This window comes from Alicyclobacillus sp. ALC3, assembly GCF_028751195.1.
GTDB lineage: Bacteria > Bacillota > Bacilli > Alicyclobacillales > Alicyclobacillaceae > Alicyclobacillus_L.
Map to the genome: position 1 here is coordinate 246,485 of NZ_CP066784.1, position 23,655 is coordinate 270,139.

At 57.0% G+C, this 23,655-nt stretch carries 18 protein-coding genes and 3 rRNA genes; all 21 read right to left on the bottom strand.

Annotated elements, in window-relative coordinates:
• Positions 1-443: 443 nt before the first annotated feature.
• Positions 444-656 carry a hypothetical protein gene (locus JC200_RS01140; RefSeq protein WP_274434354.1) on the bottom strand — a complete coding sequence of 71 codons (213 nt, stop codon included), beginning with the start codon at positions 654-656 and terminating at the stop codon, positions 444-446.
• Between the two features lie 1,226 nt (positions 657-1,882).
• Positions 1,883-1,999, bottom strand: a 5S ribosomal RNA gene (gene rrf / locus JC200_RS01145).
• Positions 2,000-2,099: 100 nt separating this feature from the next.
• A 23S ribosomal RNA gene (locus JC200_RS01150) occupies positions 2,100-5,052 on the bottom strand.
• A gap of 363 nt (positions 5,053-5,415) precedes the next feature.
• A 16S ribosomal RNA gene (locus JC200_RS01155) occupies positions 5,416-6,949 on the bottom strand.
• The 16S, 23S and 5S rRNA genes sit together here, the layout of an rRNA operon.
• Before the next feature lie 736 nt (positions 6,950-7,685).
• Positions 7,686-8,459, bottom strand: coding sequence for a tRNA (guanosine(37)-N1)-methyltransferase TrmD (gene trmD / locus JC200_RS01160; RefSeq protein WP_274434355.1), 774 nt, complete (start codon positions 8,457-8,459; stop codon positions 7,686-7,688).
• Entirely contained in the window at positions 8,456-9,121 is a 666-nt protein-coding gene (gene rimM, locus JC200_RS01165; RefSeq protein WP_274434356.1) for a ribosome maturation factor RimM, read from the bottom strand. The genes trmD and rimM overlap by 4 nt, the downstream gene beginning before the upstream one ends.
• A 135-nt stretch (positions 9,122-9,256) precedes the next feature.
• Positions 9,257-9,682, bottom strand: coding sequence for a YlqD family protein (locus tag JC200_RS01170; RefSeq protein ID WP_274434357.1), 426 nt, complete (start codon positions 9,680-9,682; stop codon positions 9,257-9,259).
• Between the two features lie 48 nt (positions 9,683-9,730).
• Positions 9,731-9,964 (bottom strand): KH domain-containing protein, encoded by a 234-nt coding sequence (locus JC200_RS01175; RefSeq protein WP_274434358.1) that lies wholly within the window; start codon positions 9,962-9,964, stop codon positions 9,731-9,733.
• A gap of 98 nt (positions 9,965-10,062) precedes the next feature.
• A complete protein-coding gene (gene rpsP / locus JC200_RS01180; protein WP_274434359.1) occupies positions 10,063-10,335 on the bottom strand; it encodes a 30S ribosomal protein S16 in 273 nt (90 codons plus the stop codon).
• Positions 10,336-10,404: 69 nt separating this feature from the next.
• Positions 10,405-11,874: a signal recognition particle protein gene (gene ffh, locus JC200_RS01185; RefSeq protein ID WP_274434360.1), complete on the bottom strand. Its 1,470-nt coding sequence runs from the start codon at positions 11,872-11,874 to the stop codon at positions 10,405-10,407.
• Positions 11,875-11,879: 5 nt separating this feature from the next.
• Entirely contained in the window at positions 11,880-12,260 is a 381-nt protein-coding gene (gene ylxM, locus JC200_RS01190) for a YlxM family DNA-binding protein (protein ID WP_274436435.1), read from the bottom strand.
• A gap of 47 nt (positions 12,261-12,307) precedes the next feature.
• Positions 12,308-13,219, bottom strand: coding sequence for a signal recognition particle-docking protein FtsY (ftsY, locus tag JC200_RS01195; protein WP_274434361.1), 912 nt, complete (start codon positions 13,217-13,219; stop codon positions 12,308-12,310).
• Positions 13,220-13,228: 9 nt separating this feature from the next.
• Complete coding sequence (gene smc, locus JC200_RS01200) at positions 13,229-16,801, bottom strand: chromosome segregation protein SMC (protein WP_274434362.1); 3,573 nt, start codon at positions 16,799-16,801, stop codon at positions 13,229-13,231.
• Positions 16,767-17,504: a ribonuclease III gene (gene rnc / locus JC200_RS01205; RefSeq protein WP_274434363.1), complete on the bottom strand. Its 738-nt coding sequence runs from the start codon at positions 17,502-17,504 to the stop codon at positions 16,767-16,769. The genes smc and rnc overlap by 35 nt, the downstream gene beginning before the upstream one ends.
• A gap of 110 nt (positions 17,505-17,614) precedes the next feature.
• Entirely contained in the window at positions 17,615-18,856 is a 1,242-nt protein-coding gene (gene fabF / locus JC200_RS01210) for a beta-ketoacyl-ACP synthase II (RefSeq protein ID WP_274434364.1), read from the bottom strand.
• A 142-nt stretch (positions 18,857-18,998) separates the two neighbouring features.
• Positions 18,999-19,232 (bottom strand): acyl carrier protein, encoded by a 234-nt coding sequence (locus JC200_RS01215; RefSeq protein WP_274434365.1) that lies wholly within the window; start codon positions 19,230-19,232, stop codon positions 18,999-19,001.
• Positions 19,233-19,257: 25 nt separating this feature from the next.
• Positions 19,258-19,998: a 3-oxoacyl-[acyl-carrier-protein] reductase gene (gene fabG / locus JC200_RS01220; protein WP_274434366.1), complete on the bottom strand. Its 741-nt coding sequence runs from the start codon at positions 19,996-19,998 to the stop codon at positions 19,258-19,260.
• Positions 19,999-20,043: 45 nt separating this feature from the next.
• Complete coding sequence (fabD, locus tag JC200_RS01225) at positions 20,044-20,988, bottom strand: ACP S-malonyltransferase (RefSeq protein ID WP_274434367.1); 945 nt, start codon at positions 20,986-20,988, stop codon at positions 20,044-20,046.
• 25 nt (positions 20,989-21,013) lie between these two features.
• A complete protein-coding gene (locus JC200_RS01230; protein WP_274434368.1) occupies positions 21,014-21,997 on the bottom strand; it encodes a beta-ketoacyl-ACP synthase III in 984 nt (327 codons plus the stop codon).
• Positions 21,998-22,012: 15 nt separating this feature from the next.
• Positions 22,013-23,005, bottom strand: coding sequence for a phosphate acyltransferase PlsX (plsX, locus tag JC200_RS01235; RefSeq protein ID WP_274434369.1), 993 nt, complete (start codon positions 23,003-23,005; stop codon positions 22,013-22,015).
• A 3-nt stretch (positions 23,006-23,008) separates the two neighbouring features.
• Positions 23,009-23,605 (bottom strand): transcription factor FapR, encoded by a 597-nt coding sequence (fapR, locus tag JC200_RS01240; protein WP_274436436.1) that lies wholly within the window; start codon positions 23,603-23,605, stop codon positions 23,009-23,011.
• Positions 23,606-23,655: the final 50 nt, after the last annotated feature.

The following is a 23,655-nucleotide window of genomic DNA, read 5'->3' on the forward strand; positions in this document are numbered from 1 at the left end:
CCATCGTCATTCAGGTATGATAGCACGAGGTGCTGACTCACTCCTAATCGCCACGAATCAGTCCTAAACGCCACGTTCGGAAGACTCCAAAGCCCGACAATCCATCCAACGGATCTATTGTTCGCTACACGCCTCCTCAGGTCAGGGTACATCCGCCCGTACAGCCCACTTGTTGATCACGCAACGCTGCGGCGGATACCCCTTCCTGGGTATCCGCCGTGCGAGGTGGACGAAAGCGAAGTTTCCCTTTACGACTTCCGTCGATGTAAGAAGCAAAATGAACGCTGTCACACTCTGAAGCCCACGCCTGGTGGCCTCGCGCTCTCCACTGCGCTGTGACACTCTCCGTTGGTACGCGCGCGAGCCACGGATTGGCGCATGCAACTGGGTCTACCGTTGCCACCGTAGATTGGGAAGACTCGGTGCCCCTGGCGAGCCATTGGTCAGAACCGCCGGCATTGATGCATGGCACCCATCGGGGCGGCTTGCATCGTGGCGGCCTTCATCGTGGCGGCTTGCATCGTGGCGGCTTGCATCGTGGCGGCTTGCATCGTGGCGGCTTGCATCGTGGCGGCTTGCATCGTGGCGGCTTGCATCGTGGCGGCTTGCATCGTGGCGGCTTGCATCGTGGCGGCTTGCATCGTGGCGGCTTGCATCGTGGCGACCTTTGCCAGCCTGTGAATCAACTGCGGTTCGTGGCCTTAACGCCCTCTGAGGACCTTACCGATTTCGCTTAACGCTCTGTCGACTCGTTATCATGTGATTTGTTTACATAATCAGGTGGCTAACGTCCTCAGAACGCGTTATCCTCTGTTAGATCCCGGTTTCCGGCCACCACTGGTCCCGATAACGCGTTGCTGGGACGTTATCGCCTCGAAATGGCCATTGTGCAAGCGAATAACGTCCTGACGGCGCGTTAGTGTTTGGCGATAACGCTATCGGAAGGTCTTATTGGTCTCATCCCGCCCAGGCATATACCCCTTCCGGGGTATCCGCAATGCCAGGTGGACGAAGAGTACTCCATTGGAGTATGCCGCGGCGCGGCATACCATTTGAACTTGCCCCTCGACTTCGGCGCCTGCCTGGCACTCACGCTCTAGCGTAAGGTTATCGCATTGTGATAACACTTTTGTGACGATGGCGATCCTCACTGCGGACGACCCACTGCCCCATGATGGCGAGATGAGTCCAACGCACTTTTTGTTCGTTATCCGCTCGTTGTTTACATAACTAGACCTTCGAATGGTCAAATTGTTCGCTCGCCTTCGCCAAACCCTCGTTCTTAGCCGATTTTGGCTCCGTAACGCATTTATTGTTCGCTATATGCCCGTCTGAGGGCCGATTTTCCCGTATAGCGAACTTTTTGATCACGCAACGCCTCAGTGGATACCCCTACCGGGGTATCCACAGTGCTATGTGGCTGAAATCGACGTTTCAATCCGTCGCTTCCCCTGGTGTAAGGAGCAAAATGAACGCTATCACACTGTGGACACCACGCCATGCGGCCTTCCGCTCTCCGCTATGCTATGGAACTCTCCATCTGTACGCACCCGAGCCACGGAATCGGCGACGTCCGGGCGCATATACCCCCATAGGGGTATCCGCTATGTCGACGTTATCTACACTTACGCAATCGGTCTCCGCTTACGCAGCCGACCCTCTCGCCCACCGAAGTCTAGGACTCCATTGGAGTATGCCGCGCTGCGGCATACCATTTTAACTTGCCCTGTCCCTTTGCCTTTATCTCTGCCGGTCCCTTGCCTTTATCTCTTCCTGTCCCTTGCCTTTCCCCATTCGCTCGAACCCTGTGCTTCCGACTTCCCCTAACCCGCGCATAAGAAAAGGCCCAGCACACTCGGTGCTGAGCCTTCCCACTTCTCTCGCCTGGCGGCGTCCTACTTTCCCAGGGGTCTGCACCCCAAGTATCATCGGCGCTGGAGGTCTTAACGGTCGTGTTCGGGATGGGTACGCGTGTGTCCCCTCCGCCATTACCACCAGACATCAGGTACATCAAACGGTCGGCTGTGCCATACCGTTCCCTGTACCCCAGAAACCAGATAACGACTCTGCCCTATGCTCGTACTCGTCAACCAACGAATCTGGTGAAGCCCTCGACCGATTCGTATCCGTCCGCTCCACACATCACTGTGCTTCCACTCCGGACCGATCTACCTCATCATCTATGAGGGGTCTTACTCCGTTAACCGGATGGGATACGTTATCTTGAGGCTGGCTTCGCGCTTAGATGCTTTCAGCGCTTATCCATTCCCGACGTAGCTACCCAGCGCTGCGCCTGGCGGCACAACTGGGACACCAGCGGTCGGTTCATCCCGGTCCTCTCGTACTAAGGACAATTCCTCTCACGTATCCTGCGCCCGCGGCAGATAGGGACCGAACTGTCTCACGACGTTCTGAACCCAGCTCGCGTACCGCTTTAATGGGCGAACAGCCCAACCCTTGGGACCGACTTCAGCCCCAGGATGCGATGAGCCGACATCGAGGTGCCAAACCTCCCCGTCGATGTGAACTCTTGGGGGAGATCAGCCTGTTATCCCCGGGGTAGCTTTTATCCGTTGAGCGACGGCCCTTCCACTCGGCACCGCCGGGTCACTAAGCCCGACTTTCGTCCCTGCTCGACCTGTCCGTCTCGCAGTCAAGCTCCCTTTTGCCTTTACACGCACCGCGCGATTTCCATCCGCGCTGAGGGAACCTTTGGGCGCCTCCGTTACTCTTTAGGAGGCGACCGCCCCAGTCAAACTGCCCACCTGACACTGTCCCTACCCCAGTTTCATGGGGCCAGGTTAGAAGACAGGCATGTCAAGGGTGGTATCCCAACGTCGACTCCACACAGGCTGGCGCCCATGCTTCTCAGTCTCCCACCTATCCTGTACATGACATACCCATCTCCCATATCAAGCTACAGTCAAGCTCCACGGGGTCTTTCCGTCTAGCCGCGGGTAACCTGCATCTTCACAGGTATTACAATTTCACCGGGTCTCTCGTTGAGACAGCGCCCAAGTCGTTACGCCATTCGTGCGGGTCAGAACTTACCTGACAAGGAATTTCGCTACCTTAGGACCGTTATAGTTACGGCCGCCGTTTACTGGGGCTTCAATTCAGAGCTTCGGGTTGCCCCTAACCCCTCCTCTTAACCTTCCAGCACCGGGCAGGCGTCAGCCCCTATACTTCGCCTTTCGGCTTTGCAGAGACCTGTGTTTTTGCTAAACAGTCGCTTGGGCCTTTTCACTGCGGCTCTTTCGAGCGCCCCTTCTCCCGAAGTTACGGGGCCATTTTGCCGAGTTCCTTAACGAGAGTTCTCCCGCGCGCCTCCGTGTTCTCCACGCGCCCACCTGTGTCGGTTTCCGGTACGGGCACCTAGCACTCGCTAGAGGCTTTTCTTGGCAGTGTGAAGTGCGGGACTTCGGTACTGTACTTCCCTCCCCATCACAGCTCACGCTTCTCAGAGGACGGATTTGCCTATCCTCTACGCTCGCTGCTTGGACGCCCTCTTCCATCCGGGCGCTTCCCTGCTCCTCCTGCGTCACCCCGTCGCTCAAACGTGTTTCGGTGGTACGGGAATTTCCACCCGTTGTCCTTCGACTACGCCTCTCGGCCTCGCCTTAGGTCCCGACTTACCCTGGGCGGACGATCCTTCCCCAGGAACCCTTGGGCTTTCGGCGGACAAGATTCTCACTTGTCTTTTCGCTACTCATACCGGCATTCTCACTTCCATGCGCTCCACCAGACCTTCCAGTCCAGCTTCTCCGCCCATGGAACGCTCCCCTACCACGTACCATTCGGTACATCCAAAGCTTCGGTGCCTGGTTTAGCCCCGTTACATTTTCCGCGCAGCAGCACTCGACCAGTGAGCTATTACGCACTCTTTGAATGGTGGCTGCTTCTAAGCCAACATCCTGGTTGTCTGTGCACCGCCACATCGTTTTCCACTTAACCAGGCTTTGGGACCTTAGCTGTTGGTCTGGGCTGTTTCCCTTTTGACCACGGATCTTAGCACTCGTAGTCTAACTGCCAAGGTGCAACAAGACGGCATTCGGAGTTTGACTGGACTTGGTAACCCTGGTAGGGCCCCGCATCCAATCAGTGCTCTACCTCCGTCCCTCATCCCTTGACGCTCGCCCTAAAGCGATTTCGGGGAGAACCAGCTATCTCCGAGTTCGATTGGAATTTCTCCCCTACCCCCAGTTCATCCCCCGGCTTTTCAACGCCGGTGGGTTCGGGCCTCCATGCGGTGTTACCCGCACTTCACCCTGACCAGGGGTAGCTCACCCGGTTTCGGGTCGATGACAACGAACTACTCGCCCTCTTCAGACTCGCTTTCGCTGCGGCTCCGGCTTTCCCGCCTTAACCTCGCTCGCTGTCATCACTCGCCGGTTCATTCTACAAAAGGCACGCCGTCACATGTCATGCATGCTTCGACTGCTTGTAGGCACACGGTTTCAGGTTCTATTTCACTCCGCTCCCGCGGTTCTTTTCACCTTTCCCTCACGGTACTATCCGCTATCGGTCGCCAGGGAGTATTTAGCCTTAGGAGGTGGTCCTCCCAGATTCCCACGGGGTTTCTCGTGTCCCGCGGTACTTGGGTACTTGTGCCACGAAGTTGCATTCGTTTCGCCTACCGGGCTCTCACCGTCTCTGGCCGGCCTTCCAATGCCGTTTGGCTACAAATGCAGTTTTTGACTTCGCGAGGAGTTTGCAGTCCCCTCCGCACTAGCCCCACTACCCCAGTCCTGCAACGGCTGCAACCTTACACAGCACTGGTTTAGGCTCTTCCGCGTTCGCTCGCCACTACTTGCGGAATCACTCTTGTTTTCTCTTCCTCGAGGTACTTAGATGTTTCAGTTCCCTCGGTTGCCTCCACACACCTATGGATTCAGTGTGCAGTAACAGCCCATGACGGCTGCTGGGTTCCCCCATTCGGACATCCACGGATCAAAGCTCGCTTACAGCTCCCCGTGGCATTTCGGTGTTCGCCCCGTCCTTCGTCGGCTCCTGGCGCCTAGGCATCCTCCGTGCGCCCTTCCTAACTTCACCTGTTGCGACGCAGCAGTTTCCCACTCCGTCACTCGAACACAGTTACCCACTGTGATCATGTCGGTTGACGTTTCTTACATAGGAGTCGTTATCCAGTTTCCAAGGTACAGTTCAGCACCGTGCGCAAGCACACGAATACCGAGTTGAAGTCACCAATGCGCCGCACCAGGACAAACCCGGGCGGGTCATGGCTCCCTCAAAACTAAACACGCCTGTCGTCGACGATCTGCTTCGCATGACTTTGTCGCTGCGGCTCATGGCTCACTCACGTACCTGCGTACGCTCGCTTCACCATTCCCCTTGCTCCTCGTCCTGCTTGCATCTCGTTGCCGACACTGAGCGACAGTGCCTCTTACTCCATAGAAAGGAGGTGATCCAGCCGCACCTTCCGATACGGCTACCTTGTTACGACTTCACCCCAATCATCAACCCCACCTTCGGCGGCTGGCCCCCTTACGGGTTACCCCACCGACTTCGGGTGTTGCCGACTCTCGTGGTGTGACGGGCGGTGTGTACAAGGCCCGGGAACGGATTCACCGCGGCATGCTGATCCGCGATTACTAGCAATTCCGGCTTCATGCAGGCGGGTTGCAGCCTGCAATCCGAACTACGAACGGTTTTCAGGGTTTTGCTCCACCTCGCGGTCTCGCTTCCCGTTGTTCCGCCCATTGTAGCACGTGTGTAGCCCAGGACATAAAGGGCATGATGATTTGACGTCATCCCCGCCTTCCTCCGACTTACGCCGGCAGTCACCTGTGAGTCCCCGCCTTTACGCGCTGGTAACACAGCTCAAGGGTTGCGCTCGTTGCGGGACTTAACCCAACATCTCACGACACGAGCTGACGACAACCATGCACCACCTGTCTCCCCTGCCCCGAAGGGAAGCCACATCTCTGTGACGGTCAGGGGGATGTCAAGCCCTGGTAAGGTTCTTCGCGTTGCTTCGAATTAAACCACATGCTCCACTGCTTGTGCGGGCCCCCGTCAATTCCTTTGAGTTTCAGTCTTGCGACCGTACTCCCCAGGCGGAGTGCTTATTGGGTTTCCTTCGGCACTGAGGGTGGTACCCCCCAACACCTAGCACTCATCGTTTACGGCGTGGACTACCAGGGTATCTAATCCTGTTTGCTCCCCACGCTTTCGTGCCTCAGCGTCAGTCACTGTCCAGCAAGGCGCCTTCGCCACTGGTATTCCTCCGCATATCTACGCATTCCACCGCTACACGCGGAATTCCCCTTGCCTCTCCAGTACTCAAGTCACGCAGTTTCCAAGGCAATCCCAGAGTTGAGCCCTGGACTTTCACCCCAGACACACGCGACCGCCTACGCACGCTTTACGCCCAGTGATTCCGGACAACGCTTGCCCCCTACGTATTACCGCGGCTGCTGGCACGTAGTTAGCCGGGGCTTCCTCTCTCGGTACCGTCTCGACGAAGGCTTTCCACTCCTTCGTCCGCTCTTCCCGAGTGACTGAGCTTTACAACCCGAAGGCCTTCTTCGCTCACGCGGCGTTGCTCCGTCAGGCTTGCGCCCATTGCGGAAGATTCCCTACTGCTGCCTCCCGTAGGAGTCTGGGCCGTGTCTCAGTCCCAGTGTGGCCGTCCACCCTCTCAGGTCGGCTACGCATCGTCGCCTTGGTAGGCCGTTACCCCACCAACTAGCTAATGCGCCGCGGGCTCCTCCATCTGCGGTGCAGTTGCACCTTTCCCAACAAGGAGATGCCTCCTCGTTGCCTATCCGGCATTAGCACCCGTTTCCAGGCGTTATTCCGGTCAGTTGGGCAGATTACCCACGTGTTACTCACCCGTCCGCCGCTGACCCCGAAGGGTCCGCTCGACTTGCATGTATTAGGCACGCCGCCAGCGTTCGTCCTGAGCCAGGATCAAACTCTCAAATAAGTTTGCTGCTCATTTATGCTTCCTTAACTCCAGCCGAAGCCAAAGCCAATTCTGCTTGCGATACACTGTCGCTCTCTTGCGTGTTTAGTTTTCAAGGAACCATTGTCATGCTCGTATTCACCGCTTGACCGAAGCACCCGTTTGAAGCGGCGACGAGTATCTTACCATGCCTCGTCGACCCTGTCTACTGGATGTTTCTGGCCGTTCACCATCTCGCAAGCGTTTCTGCAGCGGTTCAAGACTAACCCTGAAACCGAGTGGAAACCTTGTCAGACAGCCAACTGAAAAACCCGAGAAACCTTGATGTGACGCGGTTTGTGGGGTCTTTCTCAGCGGCACCGCCTCGCGGCGACATCGACTAATATACCACACCACAATTGCGGGATCAACCTACAAACGCAAATTATCGTCATCAAATTCCACCGGTCGACATAATTCGCATCCCTGACTTGCTCATTCGTCCTGTGCTAAATGTCGTCAACCGGTAGCTGCCGCTTGCGCAAGCCAAACATCCAAACCGAACATCGAAGCCAACCGCCAGAAGCCGTGTGACGGCCCAACCGTCAGTAAATCCGCAGAAACTCACCCGAAAATTTCCTCGAACGCTCGCCGCACGGCCTTCATACCATGGATTAGACCTCAGACGGACGACGCACTCGGGATACAGGCTCAGCGTCGTTTGTCTGGGGTCCACGTAACTCATGCACAGTCAAGACGCCGCTGTGACTGCATATCCTCACACATCATCCTCTGCGTCCGGGAGTTGCCCATTCTGCCAACTCGACACAAGATCCCGCTCGGCTTGCGTCAGGTCCGCCGAACTCAGTAAGTCCGGTCGCCGGCGCCACGTTCGCCAGAGCGATTGCCGGCGACGCCAGAGAGCGACTTCTTTGTGATTGCCCGACACTAGCACTGGCGGCACACGCCACCCCTGATAATCGGCCGGCCGCGTGTACTGAGGATACTCCAAGAGACCAGAGGCAAACGAATCGTCGTGTGCAGATGCGCCATTCCCCAGTACACCTGGCACCAGGCGAATCATTGTGTCAATCATGGCCATCGCCGCAATTTCCCCGCCAGTCAAAACAAAGTCACCCAGCGAGACCTCATCTGTCGCAAGATGCCTGCGAATTCGTTCGTCAAAACCTTCGTAGTGCCCACAAACAAGCACCAGCCGCTGGTCGGATGTGACCAGTTCCTCCGCGACGCGTTGCGTGAACGGGCGTCCTTGCGGACTGAGGAGAATGACGCGCGTTTGCACCGCTACATCATCGGTAATGCTCTCGATAGCACGAAACAGCGGATCCGGTTTGAGGAGCATACCGGCTCCTCCCCCAAACGGAGAGTCGTCCACAGTTTTGTGCTTATCCGTCGCGAAATCTCTGAAGTTGACAAACGTTAGCTTCAATCGTTCCTGCGTTAACGCTCGCTTCCACATGCTTTCTGCGACCAAACCGTCAAACATGCCAGGGAAGAGGGTGAGGACGGCAATGTCCAGACACTCAGTCATACCTCGTCTGGTCCTCCTGCGTCAGGTAGAGTCTGGCCGTCAGCGAGTGACTGATGGCTTGCGCCCCCGCGTCGCTCATCGCTCACATCTGTCTCATCGTCTATCAGCCCTGGCAGGACACGAATCGTCATCACGCCCGCAACGAGGTCGACCCCTAGTATGCAGTCCGGGATCGCCGGTATGAGAATGTCGCCACGCTTTTTTCCATGCGATCCCGCCGTTTTCCCAGCTCTATTCTGCGCTCCGCTCGGTCGCACGACGTAGACATCGTTGGCTCCAGGCGTGAGGACCTCCGTCAGCACACCAATCTCCTCACCGGTTTCCGAGACCACACGTAAACCCACTAGTTGATGAAAGTAGTATGTGCCTTCGGGCAGCGCAGCCAGTTGACTGTCTGCTACGCAGAGTTCTAGACCGCGCCACGACTCGACGTCGTCGATCGAACCGAGACCCGTAAACGCGACCAGCCAAAATTGTTTGTGCCGTCGGGCTGTATGTACAATCACTTCACGACTAGGCCGCTCGCCAGCATGGCGAAGGTGCAGGACTGACCCAGCCCGAAAACGCTCCGTTTCAAAATCTGTACGAGGCAGTACTTTGACTTCTCCGCGCAGACCGTGTGTACCCGCAATCACACCAACGGTGTAGAAGTTGTCTCCCAACCGCATCACCTCCAGACAGATGGCAAAGGCCGACGCCCGCGGGCGTTGGCCTCTTCTGAGATCTGCTCGCTTTGGCAGTATCTCTCTGTTGTCGCATGTCACCGACCGTCGCAATTGCGCGCATCGGAAGCTGACTTACTCTCTGACGGATTCCCCACCACTGCGGATCTCATAGACAATTCCGTCTTTGATCACGATTTCAGCACCGCGCAAGATTTTACCCCAATCATCGCCGACGCGAACGTCAACGGAGGTCTCGACGTTCATGTTCTGAATCTCCGTTCCCAGTTCCATTTGCTGAATCTGCTGGATCTGCTGAATCAGCTGCTCACGCTGTTGCTCACGATTCATCCGCTCCTGCTCGATCTGTTCGCGCACCTGTTGCGCCACGTCACCACCAGCAGCCATCGCTTGCTCTAGCGCTTCTTTCCCCTGAATCTCAAGTTGCTCCAGTTCTTCCGTCAGATGGTCAATCTGCCGACGGTGTTCGGTCAGAATTTGTTGCTTCGTCAATTCAGTCAAAATAAACTTTACCGCTACTGGCTGTCGAATACTCAGCATTCCAGTCCGCCCCCTTTGCCGTTTGCACAGCCCTCGTCACGTTTCTAGTCAGTTCTCATGGATGTCGACGATGACGCGCTTGCTCTGTCGATACGCCGCCGCACTGACGACGTTTCGCACCGCTCTTGCGATTCGACCCTGCCGTCCAATCACTTTACCCAAATCGGAGGGAGCCACCGTCAAGTGGAAGACGGTGACGTCATCTCGATCTTCTTCGGTGACAGACACTGCCTCCGGGTGCTCGACCAAGGACTGCGCGAGGAACGTGAGTAATTCCTTCATACATACCCTCCTATCTCGCTGGCTGTCTCATGCAAGTATGCCAGGCGAGCGAACAATGCCAGGAGGCGCCGCGTCCAACGGACACGACGCCACAGCGACTACTTCTGAAGTTTAGCCTCATGATGCTTTTTGAGGATACCTGCACGGTGGAGCAGTTCACGTACCGTATCGGACGGTTGTGCACCTGTCTGCAACCAGCGCAGCGCTCGCTCTTCGTTGATCGAAACCTGAGCAGGATCAGTCAGTGGATTGTACGTACCAATTTCTTCAATAAACCGGCCATCGCGCGGTGAACGAGACTCTGCAACCACAACACGATAAAACGGAGACTTCTTGGCGCCCATACGCTTCAAACGAATCTTCACTGCCATTGTTCATCCAACTCCTCTGCGGTATCACCGCGTAAATGGGTGTTCCATACAAGCGTCGCAATTTCCTGCTTAACGCTTTTTCTTCTTCTTGTGTCGGCGACGAGTCTCGCTCCCGCCGCCTGCCAGTCCGGTACCGATATCCGCCAGTTGAGTGTCGCTCCCACCAAGTTCGGCGAGATCGCCCATTCCATTGCCCATTGACTTCAACGCTTTGCGGGCACCACGTAGACCCAGTTTCTTGCCCATCCCGCCGCCGAATTTTTTCATCATTTGGCGCGTCTGCTCGTACTGATTCAACACCTGGTTGACTTCACGGACCGTCACGCCGCTGCCGTTGGCGACTCTGCGGCGGCGACTGGCGTTCATCACATTCGGATCCGCTCGCTCCTCTTTCGACATCGACGAGATAATTGCGTCGATTCGCTGGAACCGCTTGTCGTCAAGGTTGACGTTCTCCAGGCCTTTTAATTGATTGGCGCCCGGGATCATCTTCATGATCTGATCCAGCGGTCCCATGTTGCGGACCTGCTGAAACATCGCGCGAAAGTCATCGAGTGTGAACTGCGCGGACAGAAGTTTCTTTTGCATCTCTTCCGCTTGTTCCATGTCGACTGTCTCTTGCGCCCGCTCAATCAGGCTCATGACATCGCCCATACCGAGAATCCGCGACGCCAACCGATCCGGGTGAAAAACCTCAAGTGGTTCAATTTTTTCCCCGGTGCCACCGAATTTAATTGGGCAACCTGTGACCGCCCGCACCGTCAGTGCGGCGCCGCCGCGTGTGTCACCATCGAGCTTGGTGAGAATCACCCCGGTGAGCGTCAGTCGCTCATGAAACGTCTGTGCAACGTGGACGGCGTCTTGTCCTGTCATCGCGTCGACGACAAGGAGCAGTTCATTTGGCGACACCGCCTGTCCGATGCGTGACAGTTCGTCCATCAACGCGTCATCCACGTGCAGACGACCAGCCGTATCGATGATCACGACGTCTGCCCCAAGCCGCTCAGACTCCGCCATCCCGGCTTTCGCGATGCGCACAGGGTCTTCATGCGTACCCATATCGAAGACTGGAATGTCGATTTGCTTGCCGAGCACTTGCAGTTGCGTGATTGCGGCCGGACGATACACGTCCGCGGCGACAAGCATCGGCCGATGACCGTGCTTCCGAAACGACAAGGCTAACTTCGCCGCCGTCGTGGTTTTCCCAGCCCCTTGAAGGCCAGCAAGCATCACCACAGTGGGCGGTTTCGGAGCCATGTTCAGACGCGCCTCTTCCCCGCCCATTAAAGCAGTCAGTTCGTCGTGTACGATCTTGACCACCTGCTGGCCGGGAGTCAGGCTCTTCTGCACCTCTTGCCCAATGGAGCGCTCGCGCACGCGTTCGACAAAGTCTTTAACCACTTTGACGTTTACATCTGCGGCGAGCAAAGCCAGGCGCACCTCACGCATCGCAGCCTGTACGTCTTCGTCTGTCAGCTTCCCTTTGGACTTGAGCTTTCCGAGAGCTTTTTGCAGACTGTTTGATAACCCTTCGAACACGGCGCTCACCCCGCTTCCATTTGAAACTCTTTCGCCAAGGCCGTGATGCAAGCACGGAGTTCCTCGCGCACCGCCTCCGGTACAGCACCCTCCACCTGTTGCCAAGCCACCGTCAGCCTTTGCACCTGTTCCCGCTGGCGACGGTGAGACTCAAGCAAGTGCAGCGACGCTTCAAACGTTTCAAGTTGCTGTACCGCTCGGTGCAAACTGTCGTGCACAGCTTGACGACTGACGTCAAAGTGTGATGCGATCTCAGCGAGTGACCAGTCGTCCAAGTACGACAGTTCTACCATTTGCCGCTGTCGTTCGGTCAGGAGAACACCATAAAAGTCATACAAATCTCCGACGCGCGTGACCTTTTCCATCATACGGGCGTGATCGTCCACTGTCAAGCTCACATCCTTTACAGGTAGAACTACTGCTCCTGAGCCGTTTAGGACGAACAAATCGCGTCAGCAAAGTCCTTCGCGTCAAACACTTCCAGGTCGTTCATCTGCTCACCCAAGCCAACCCACTTCACCGGGATCTCAAGCTCGCGAACAATCGGCAGAATCACTCCGCCCTTTGCCGTTCCGTCCAGTTTAGTTAAGACGATTCCGCTGACAGAAACCGCCTCGCGGAAGACCTGCGCCTGACTTACAGCGTTCTGTCCAGTCACCGCGTCTAGCACCAACAGCACCTCATGAGGCGCCCCCGGGAGCTCGCGCGCCGCGACTTTGTACACTTTCGACAGTTCGGCCATCAGGTTCGCTTTGTTGTGCAACCGACCCGCTGTATCACAAATGATCAAGTCTGCACCGCGAGCCTTGGCAGCGGCAATCGCGTCAAACACAACTGCCGCCGGGTCAGATCCGGGAGACTGGCGCACGACGTCGACCCCAACACGCGCGCCCCATTCCATTAACTGTTCAATCGCCGCTGCACGGAACGTGTCGCCAGCGGCCAATATGACCTTCTTGCCTGCTGACTTGTAGTGGTGGGCGAGCTTTGCGATGGATGTCGTCTTCCCAACCCCGTTGACGCCAACCACCAATACTAATGTCGGTCCCTCTGCAGCGAATTGCATCTGTGAGTCCACCCCAGACAGCGCCTTCGTCATCGCGTTCGCAAGCAGGCTTGGCAATTCCTTTGGGTCGCTGATGCGTTCCTTTTGCTGCTGCCGCCGAACCTGATCGACGAGCCAGATGGTCGTATCGAAGCCAACATCAGAAGCTAGTAGCGCTTCCTCCATATCGTCGTAAAACTGGGCGTCAATGCGGTTCCCTTGCAGCCATCCACCAAGGCGCCCCCAGATGTTCGAGCGGCTCTTTTCGAGGCCCTTTCGAAAACGGTCAAACAAACCCATGCTTTCACCTCACGCAGTCTCAGTCTCCGGTTCATTGTCCAGCCGCACGCTAATCATGGTGGAAATACCGGACTCCTGCATCGTCACTCCGTACAGCGCATCTGCCTCTTCCATCGTACCGCGGCGGTGCGTGATGACGATAAACTGAGTCTCATCGGAAAACCGCCGCAGTTGCTGCGCGAAGCGCACCACGTTCGCTTCGTCGAGTGCAGCTTCCACTTCGTCTAACACGCAAAACGGCACAGGTCGAACGCGTAAGATGGAGAATAACAGCGCCATAGCCGTTAACGCCCGTTCCCCGCCAGAGAGCAGGTTCAAGTTTTGCAGCCGTTTGCCCGGCGGCTGCGCCATCACGTCAATGCCAGTAGACAGTAGGTCGTCCGGATTGGTCAAGGTCAGGTCAGCCCGCCCACCGTTGAACAGAAGTTTAAACATCACTTGAAACTCGGCCTTGATCTGTTCGAACGTCGTGACAAAGCGTTTCGACATCTCTTCGTCGATTTCTCCAATCACGTCTGTCAACTGCGCCCTCGCAGCGAGCAAATCGTCTCGCTCCCGACTGAGGAAATTCATCCGTGCGGACACCCGCTCCCACTCTTCGATTGCACCTTGGCGGACATCACCAAGCGCCCGAATCTTGTTGCGCAGTCCGTCGGCAGTTCGCCGGGATGCTTCGAGGTCAAGGGCTGGTTCGAAGTGGCTAGAAGCCCACTCGTAAGTCATTTGATACTGTTCGCCAAGGCGTTCGAGCAAGTGGTTGAGTTCGAGGTCTGTCCGTTCGACCGCCGCAGTCGCACGGTGAACCTGCTCCTCAGCTGCCGTAAGTACAGCTTGTTCCCGCTGCACCTGCTGTTCTACACTGAGTACGTGTGCCTCAAGGTCCTGCCTGCCCTGACGCCAAGTCACCAGTTCTGCCTCCAGCAGAGCGACCAAATTGGCGGTCTCGACTGCCGTCTGACCCCCTTGCTCAATGCTCTGCTGTGTTGCGGCAATCACTTCTTGTGCAGCCCTGAGTTCCTGTTGCAACAGGACCTTGCGCTCGTTCAGCCGCCGTTGGCGTAGGTCGAGTTCCGCAATTCGCTCCTTCAAGCTCGACCGTTCCTGCGTCAGGGTCGCCACTTCCACTTTGAGAGAAGTCATCGACTCCTGTGCTTGCTGAACGGATGCGTCCCAAGTGTCAAGTGCGGACCGGAGGTCCTTCAATTCTTGTTCAAGTGCCGCGAGGGCGAGTTCTGTCTCCGCCAGTTTCGTTTCGGCCTGGTCACGTCGGGCAGCCCACGACGTTCGACCCGCGACAACCTGCTCCTGTTCCCAGCGCAAACCCTCCACACGCTCAAACGCGGCTTCCGCTTTCGCCCGCCACTCGCGAATCGACGCGTCGCACTGGTCCATCGCTCTGCGCAGTTCCCTCGCGTCGTTCTCCACCTTGCGCGCATTCACTTGCAGTTGCTCTGCCTCTGCGCGCAAAGCGTCGCGAGTCTCGCGTTGTTCCGCCAACTGCTGCTCAGTATCCGCAAGACGAGCGGCTAGGTCCTTCTGTTCACGCGTACGTCCGAGAAGTCCAGGGCCCTTGCGTGTGTGACTGCCGCCAGACATAATGCCCCCTGGACTGACGACGTCGCCGTCCACAGTTACGACCCGCACGCGGTAGCCGAGTTTGCGCGCCATCTCGTTCGCCGCTTCGAGCGTGCGAGCCACCAACACGTTCCCGAGTAAGTGCTCTACAGCCACCCGGAAACGCACATCCGTTTGCACGAGTTCGCTCGCCGTGCCAACAAACCCGTCCACAGTCTGCGCTAGCCGTCGGTCTGAATCGGACAGCTGACGGCCTTTCACGACATCTAAAGGCATGAACGTAGCTCGTCCCGCCTGGCGCGATTTCAGCATGGCAATGGCCTGACGTGCGGCCGCTTCGGTAGCGACTAAAATATTCTGTTGCGCCGCTCCGAGTGCAGTCTCCACGGCCTGTTCGTACTCGCGCTGGACGGAGATGAGCCCCGCCAAAGCGCCGAAAACGCCGTCAAGCCGACCCTTTGACGCTGCTTGCAAGACCGTTTTGACACCTTGGGCATAACCGTCATAGCCCTGCTCCAAGTCCTTCAACAGTTCAAGCCTCGAGTGCAGCGAAGCTACGCTGGACTCTTTCTGGTGCATGAGCGCTGTCGCCTGCGCTTCGTCGCGGACGCAGCGCTTGAGCGCTTCACCTAACTCATTCTGCCGTCGCGACAGCACAGACAACGCAGCTTCACTTGCTGTTTTCTTATCCATGAGAAGCGCGATTTCGGACGTACAAGCATCAATCTCTGCCTGCCACCTGGTCAACTCTGACGTGAATCTGGCCTCCCGCCGCTCTTCACTCTGCAGCGATTCGTCGGCAGCCTTCATCTCGTTACGATACGTAGCTCGCTGATGGTGTCCTTCGATGACTTCGCTGTTAACCCGCTCAATCTGCGCTTCAATGCCGCTCTTCACGGCAGGGTCGACACCGTGGACAGCAGCCTCAAGTTCTGCGGTTTTTGACTCGAGCACACCCTGAAGTTGTTGCAGGCGGTTGCGCTGCACCGTAGCCTGAGCCAAAATATCCGTACGTTCGGCTTCGAGTTGACGCAACTGCTCCGCCTTGTCTTCCGTTTCTCTCTGTGCACCCGCGAGGCGTTCTTGCAGCAGTGCCAAATCACCTTCGGTTCGCTGTCTCTGTTCTACCGCGCCCATCAGGCGACGCTGTATGGTCTCGACGCCTGCTGTTTGTCTTTCCAGTTCTCCCCTCGCCTGACGGAGACCCACTTGGGAATTTGTCAGTGCTGCGGCCGCTTCGGTCCGACGGCCTGTCCACTCCCCCACCTGCTCGGTAACTCCGTGCAAGCGCTCTTGCATTCTTGAAACATCGTGAAGAAGAATCGAGACATCTACGTCTCGCAACTGAATCTGCAGTGTTTCGTACTCTCTGGCGCGGGCAGCTTCCTTCTCGAGCGGTCCAGCCTGGTCCTCGAGTTCGGCCAAGATATCATCTACGCGCACAATGTTGGCCGCCGTCTCCTCGAGTCGACGCTCGGCCTCTTTCCGCCGGAATTTAAACTTTACGATACCCGCTGCATCTTCAAACGGCCCACGTCGGTCTTCAGGTCTCGTCGAGAGCATTTGCTCAATCTTGCCCTGCCCGACAATCGAGTACGATTCCCGTCCAAGCCCTGAGTCCATAAACAACTCGTGAATGTCCCGCAGGCGACAGGTCGTCTGGTTGATTAGGTACTCACTGTCCCCAGACCGATACAGCCTCCTGGTCACAGTGACCTCTTCATACGCAACAGGCAAGTGGTGATCCGCGTTGTCTAATGTCAGTGAGACTTCACAGAAGTTAATCGACTTGCGGCTGTCACTCCCAGAGAAAATCACATCTTCCATTTTACTGCCGCGCAGACTGCGAGCACTCTGCTCGCCGAGGACCCATACAATGGCGTCGGAGATATTGCTCTTTCCGCTTCCGTTTGGCCCCACTACTGCTGTGATGCCAGACGAAAACTCGACCCCCGTCTTGTCCGCGAATGACTTAAACCCGAGGATGTCGATTCGCTTGAGGAACACCGTCCAGCCCCCCGTTTAACTGCTCGTTCATGGCGCCGAGCGCACATCGAGCGGCGCTCTGTTCCGCTTCCTTCTTTGAACGCCCTGCGCCAACCCCCATCACGTCTTCTCCGATTAAAACGTTAGCGACAAACTCTCGCGCATGCGCGGGGCCACGCTCCTCCACGATGCGGTAGCGCAACTCACGACCCGCCTGTTGTTGCACGCGCTCCTGCAGGGTCGTCTTGTAATCTGGTTGAACTGTGTCAGGTTGTAGAACTGCAATGACATGGTCATGCACGAATTGCCTAGCCGGTTCCATGCCCTGGTCGAGATACAGCGCACCGATAAACGCCTCGAATACATCGGCGAGCAGTGCCGGACGTTCACGACCACCTGACCGCTCCTCTCCTTTGCCGAGCCGTACGTACTGATGAAACCCAAGACGGCGGGCAAACCGGACGAGTGCGGGCTCGCAGACAATCGCTGCCCGCATGCGTGTCAACTCACCTTCTGGCAAGTCTGGGCGGGCACGGTACAAGTGGTCGCTCACGACAAGTTCGAGCACAGCATCACCAAGAAATTCCAACCGTTCATTGTCTTCCATAGCTGACTTTCGGTGTTCGTTGCGGTACGAGGCATGTGTAAATGCCTGCTTCAGCAGGGCAACAGACTGAAAGGTCACGCCAGCGCGCACCTGAAGCTCCTCCCACTGATTCAACATAACCCCAACTCCTTATGCGCAAACCACCCGTCTAATCACAGGGTCACAAGGGCCCGATAAGAAAAACCCCCGGCTCACGCCGGGGATGCGTCAATAGCACGGCCGTGCACCTAATCCGCGTACTTGCGGAAGATGAGCGACGCGTTGTGGCCCCCAAACCCAAACGAATTAGACATCGCTGTGTTGACCACCGCCTCTCTGGCGTGGTTCGGGACATAGTCCAGATCACAGTCGGGATCCGGTGTTTCATAATTAATTGTAGGTGGAATAATGCCTGCTTGAATCGTCCTCAACGTCGCCACGGCTTCAACCCCACCCGCGGCACCTAGCAGGTGCCCTGTCATGGACTTGATGGAACTGATGGCAACGCGATACGCGTGTTCGCCAAACGAGCGTTTGACTGCCATCGTCTCAAACTTGTCGTTCAAGTCTGTAGACGTTCCGTGAGCATTGATGTAGTCAATGTCAGACGGCTCCAAACCAGCGTCGTCTAGTGCCATATTCATGGCCTTACTCGCGCCGCGCCCTTCTGGCGCCGGCGCCGTGATGTGGTGAGCATCGCCAGTCAAACCGTAGCCGATAATCTCACCGAGGATCGTCGCGCCGCGCCCGAGCGCGTGCTCAAGGTCCTCAAGAACGAGCACACCTGCGCCTTCGCCCATGACGAAGCCGTCGCGGTTGGCGTCAAACGGCCGCGATGCGCGCTCCGGCTCATCATTGCGAGTCGACAACGCCTTTGCGTTGCTGAAACCTGCAAGGGCTATGTCGACAATCGCAGCTTCCGAGCCGCCAGCGATCATGACATCCGCCACACCTCGCTGAATGAGCTTGTACGCGTCGCCAATTGCATGTGAACCGGACGAACACGCAGTCACTGACGTGCTGTTCGGTCCGCGCGCTCCAAACATGATGGAAACCTGTCCGGACGCGATGTTCGGAATCATCATCGGTACAACGAACGGACTCACACGCTTGGGCCCACGTTCCATCAACACACGGTAGTTCTCGAGCAGCGTGTGAATGCCGCCAATGCCTGAACCGATGTACACACCGACACGGTCTGCGTTCTCGTCCGTAATGCGCAGACCCGATTCAGCTAAAGCCTGCACGCTCGCCGCCACGGCCAGCTGTGCGAATCGGTCGACGCGGCGAGCTTCTTTGTGGTCCATGTACTGTGCCGGATCGAAGTTGCGAACTTCGCCACCAATCCGAACAGGATAGTCAGAAACATCAAACGCTTCAATCAAAGATACACCGGACTTACCTGCAACAACGTTGGACCAGAAGGTCGGCACGTCATTGCCGAGTGGGGTCACTACCCCTGTACCGGTGATCACGACACGTCGTGTCATTCCTTCACCCCACATCGTTCCCGCGGTCACGACGGACAGGCCAATGCCCTACACCGCAAACATTTACCTCTATATTCCAGAGCGCCTCGAATAGAAAGTCCCGGCTCTCGCTCGGGACTGTCGTTGCAGCGCTATCCGTCCTTTATTGGTGCTGTTCGATGTATGTAACTACATCTCCTACGGTGCTGATCTGCTCAGCGTCTTCGTCAGAGATCTCCATATCGAACTCGTCTTCCAACTCCATGATGAGTTCCACGACGTCCAGGGAGTCAGCCCCCAGGTCGTCTTTGAAGGTCGCCGCCGCGACAACTTTCGATTCATCTACACCGAGGCGGTCGACAATGACATTTTTTACGCGTTCAAACGTATCGGACATGCTTTCACCTCCTGCAGTGAGTATACTACATGACCATCCCGCCGTCGACATTCAAGACCTGGCCCGTGATGTAATCTGCATCGTCGGAAGCAAGAAAGCGGACGGCGCGCGCAACTTGCTCTGGGAGCCCGACTGCCCCGAGTGGGATCTGCGACTGCAAACCTTCAAGCAAATCGGCAGGCAGAGATGCAGTCATCTCTGTGCTGATGTATCCAGGCGCGACCGCGTTCACTGTGATGCCTCGCGGAGCGAGTTCACGAGCCGCCGCCTTGGTCAGGCCAATCAGTCCTGCTTTCGCGGACACATAGTTGGCTTGCCCGGCGTTCCCAGTAACACCCACCACAGAACTGACGTTGACGATGCGGCCATAGCGCTGCTTCATCATTTGTTTCGCGCCTGCGCGGATGAGGTGAAACGCCCCTTTCAGGTTGGTGTCGAGCACAGCGTCCCAGTCCTCGTCCTTCATCCGCACCAACAGCGCGTCACGCGTGATACCGGCGTTGTTGACCAGGACGTCCAAACGCCCAAACGCAGCCAACGCTGATTCTACCAACCTGCGCGCCTCTGACGCAACACTTACATTCGCCTGTTCAACAATCGCAGCTCCACCCACATCTTCAATCAGACGCGCTGTCTGCCTAGCGTCATCCTCTCGGCCCGCGAAGTTCACCACGACTGACGTCCCGGACCGTCCTAGCTCAACAGCAATCGCGCGACCAATCCCGCGCGAAGCGCCTGTCACAATCGCTACCCGTCCCGACCCCATCGCCCCCTGTCGACCATCATCTGTCGTTCACCAGACGCTCTCCTGTCACCGGCCGACTGTAGCCAGTGTCTCTCTAAGCGATGCTTCATCTTCTACGTGGCAGGTAACAATTCCTCTGTCAACCTTTTTGATCAATCCAGACAACACAGTACCCGGCCCAAACTCTACGAAACCTTCAACACCGAGTTCCATGATTGCCCGGACGTCGTCTTCAAAACGCACCGGGGAATACAGTTGACGCGCCAGCGCGTCGCGAATCGCGTCCGGCTGCGCACGCAGGTGTGCATCCACATTTGCCACGACCGGCACGCTTGCCTCCTTTACGTCCACAGCCGCGAGGGCGTCATCTAGTTTGCCCGCTGCCGACTTCATCAAACTGCAGTGAAAAGGACCACTTACAACGAGCGGAAGCACTCGACGCGCCCCCTTCGTCTTGGCCAACTCGCTGGCCCGCGCCACCGCCGCCGTAGTACCCGAGATCACGATTTGTGACGGGCAGTTGAGATTCGCCAGTTCTACAAGGTCCTCGCCATTTGACGCTTCAACACAAACTTCCTGCAAGGTGGCTTCATCCAGTCCGAGGACCGCCGACATCGCACCCTTACCAGCTGGAACCGCTTCATCCATTAATTGACCACGCTTGTATACAAGCTGCACGGCCGTTTCAAAGTCAAGCGACCCTGCTGCAACGAGGGCTGAGTACTCGCCTAGACTGTGTCCGGCGACAGCCACAGGCACCGCTGCATCACCGGCGAGCGTGGCAAACAGCCGCCACGCCGCCACGCTGACTGTGAGCAGTGCTGGCTGCGTGTAGTAGGTCAGCCGCAGTTGGTCTTCCGGGCCTTGGAGGAACAGTTTTGACAGTGAAAACGGAAGCGCGTCGTCGGCCTCGCGCACGGTATCTCGGACCACCTCGTAGCTGTCCATCAGTTCGCGTCCCATACCAACGTACTGCGCACCTTGTCCAGGAAAAACATATGCCAACTTCAAATTGATATGTCTCCTTCCAGTCGAATTACAGTCGAACCGCCGCAGCCCCCCACGTCAACCCAGCCCCGAAGCCAACGAGGACAACCACATGGCCAGGTTCTGCTCGGCCTGAACGAATGGCTTCGTCGAGCGCGATTGCAATCGAAGATGCCGATGAGTTTCCGTACTTGTGAATGGTCAAAACGACCTTGTCTTCATCGAGTCCAAATCGCTTCCGTGCTGCCTCGATAATCCGAATGTTCGCCTGATGAGGCACCAAGACGTCAATTTCTTCACGGCTCAATCCGGCTCGCTCAAGGACCTTCTCCGTCGAAGAAGCCATCGCTTTAACAGCGAATTTGAACGTCTCTTGGCCTTCCATCTTCAGATAGTGCATGTGCGCATCGATTGACGCGTAGCTCGCCGGCATCCGCGACCCGCCAGCAGGCATGTGCAGAAACTTCCCGCCGCTTCCATCCGCACCTAAGTCGAAGGCAAGTAAGCCTCTGTCTCCTTCAACAGGACCCACGACAGCTGCGCCAGCACCGTCCCCAAACAGCACCGCAGTACTGCGGTCTGTGTAGTCCACAATGCGCGAGAGCACATCGGCCGCAATCACCAGTACATATCGGTACTGACCCGTCGCGACAAACGCGGACGCGACTGATAGACCATACAGGTATCCGCTGCACGCCGCTGAAAGGTCAAAGGCGGCAGCGTGAGTCGCGCCAATACGGTCCTGTACCACACAGGCCGTAGATGGAAACATGGTATCCGGCGTCACTGTCGCGACCAAAATCAAGTCAATTTCTTCAGCTCGCACGCCGGCCATCGCCATTGCCCGCTCACTTGCTGGCACTGCAAAGTCGGAAGTCGCCTCGTCAGGCGCTGCAATTCTCCGTTCCTTAATTCCCGTGCGCGTGACAATCCACTCGTCGTTTGTATCCACCATCTGCTCGAGGTCTGCGTTGGTCAAGACTCGGCTTGGCAGTGCGGATCCTGTCCCAAGAATACCGGCGCGAATCGTCACGAAAAGGCCTCCTCTTTACTCTTCTCTTGTCATCTGCTCGGTCAACGTGGCGAGCAACTGTCCTTTGACAAAGCGTTTCGCCTGTTCAAGTGCTGTGTACCACGCCCGCTCTTTACTGCTCCCATGTGCTTTCAAACAGCCACCGGCGACGCCGAGAAACGGAGCGCCTCCGTACTCCGCGTAGTCAAACTTTCGGCGCAGCCCAGCCAACGAAGGGCGCGCCATCGCACCAGCCAGTTTGCTCTGCCAGCCCGACATGAAGGCACGTTTGAGTTCCGAGAACAGACCCAGACCAAGACCCTCAATCGTCTTCAAAACGACGTTGCCAACAAAGCCATCCGTCACAACGACATCACATGTTCCGTCCAAGATGTCCCTAGCCTCGACATTGCCGACAAAGTTCAGACCTGACTTCTCGAGTTGAATAAACGTCTCCTTCGTCAAAGCGTTTCCTTTTCCAGGTTCCGTTCCGATGTTGACGAGTCCAACGCGTGGATTGTCCACACCAAGTACACCGCGTGAGTACACCGACCCCATGCGCGCAAACTGAACCATATTCTCCACATCAGCGTCCGGATAGGCGCCGGCGTCCAGCAGAAGTACACCGCGTCCGCGAAACGTTGGCAAAACGGGGGCCAACGCAGGGCGGTTAATCCCAGGGATGCGGCCAATCACGAACAGGCCAGCAGCCACGAGCGCGCCCGTGTTCCCGGCCGAAAGCATCGCATCCGCTTGCCCGTCGCGAACCATCTGTGCAGCCGTCACCAACGACGAATCCTTCTTGCGTTTCACAGCGCGCACAGGTTCATCTTCTCCCGTGATCACGGTCGGCGCATCGACGATCGATATATTCCCTGGCGCCGATGTCGGCCACACCGCTTCGAGCACGCTCTCTTGTCCAATCATGTAGATCTCTACATCCGGGTTTGCCCGAGCGAATTCAACACACGCGCTGATGGGTGCTCCAGGTGCGTGATCGCCGCCCATCGCATCAACGGCTAATTTCATCCTTCACCCTCCAATCGAAGACAGTGGTCGGTCGGCCGGACCTTTCACGACCCAAATCACCCCGTCCAACACTGTCTCGGTACCGACACGCGACGTCACTTGACACTTCGAGGCGCCAAACCGTCTAGCGACGACGTCCGCTCTCGCCACTACAGTTTCTCCTAATCGCACAGGTGAGTAATAACGCAATTCTGTCTTAGCTGTCAGCGCGACGTCTGCATCCACCACGGCTGTCGCAAGCGAGTTGACTTGCGCAAACAACACGTGCCCGCGAACAATACCAGACCGTGAGAACACGTGCAAAGGCGTGATCACTAGAGACGAGGAAGCAGTGCGGTTCAGTTGCAGTTCAAGTACATCGCCCACAACCTCTCGCTCCTGCAGCGACCTAACCCCGTCTTGCCTTGCCGCGGCCACGAGGCGGGTGCGCTCTCGCACCTCGGGGATATGCAGCGTAGCACGGTCAAGCCGGATTGTCGCGACACTCACCGCAAAGTAATCCGCCAACTGCTCGTCAGTGGCAAAGGGATTCTCGGTTAGGTACCGAACCAGAGCCATTCTGCGCTCCGACTTTTTCAGAGGGGATCCCTCCGTTTTTATGACCTGATACTAAGAACTAGTGTTAAGTTACTCGAACTCCGGACAAAAAG

Coding starts and splice junctions, on each gene's coding strand:
- JC200_RS01140 (WP_274434354.1), bottom strand. CDS start 656: ATGCAAGCCGCCACGATGCAAGCCGCCACGATGCAAGCCGCCACGATG.
- trmD (WP_274434355.1), bottom strand. CDS start 8,459: ATGACTGAGTGTCTGGACATTGCCGTCCTCACCCTCTTCCCTGGCATG.
- JC200_RS01170 (WP_274434357.1), bottom strand. CDS start 9,682: ATGCTGAGTATTCGACAGCCAGTAGCGGTAAAGTTTATTTTGACTGAA.
- JC200_RS01175 (WP_274434358.1), bottom strand. CDS start 9,964: ATGAAGGAATTACTCACGTTCCTCGCGCAGTCCTTGGTCGAGCACCCG.
- rpsP (WP_274434359.1), bottom strand. CDS start 10,335: ATGGCAGTGAAGATTCGTTTGAAGCGTATGGGCGCCAAGAAGTCTCCG.
- ftsY (WP_274434361.1), bottom strand. CDS start 13,219: ATGGGTTTGTTTGACCGTTTTCGAAAGGGCCTCGAAAAGAGCCGCTCG.
- rnc (WP_274434363.1), bottom strand. CDS start 17,504: ATGTTGAATCAGTGGGAGGAGCTTCAGGTGCGCGCTGGCGTGACCTTT.
- fabF (WP_274434364.1), bottom strand. CDS start 18,856: ATGACACGACGTGTCGTGATCACCGGTACAGGGGTAGTGACCCCACTC.
- JC200_RS01215 (WP_274434365.1), bottom strand. CDS start 19,232: ATGTCCGATACGTTTGAACGCGTAAAAAATGTCATTGTCGACCGCCTC.
- fabG (WP_274434366.1), bottom strand. CDS start 19,998: ATGGGGTCGGGACGGGTAGCGATTGTGACAGGCGCTTCGCGCGGGATT.
- plsX (WP_274434369.1), bottom strand. CDS start 23,005: ATGAAATTAGCCGTTGATGCGATGGGCGGCGATCACGCACCTGGAGCA.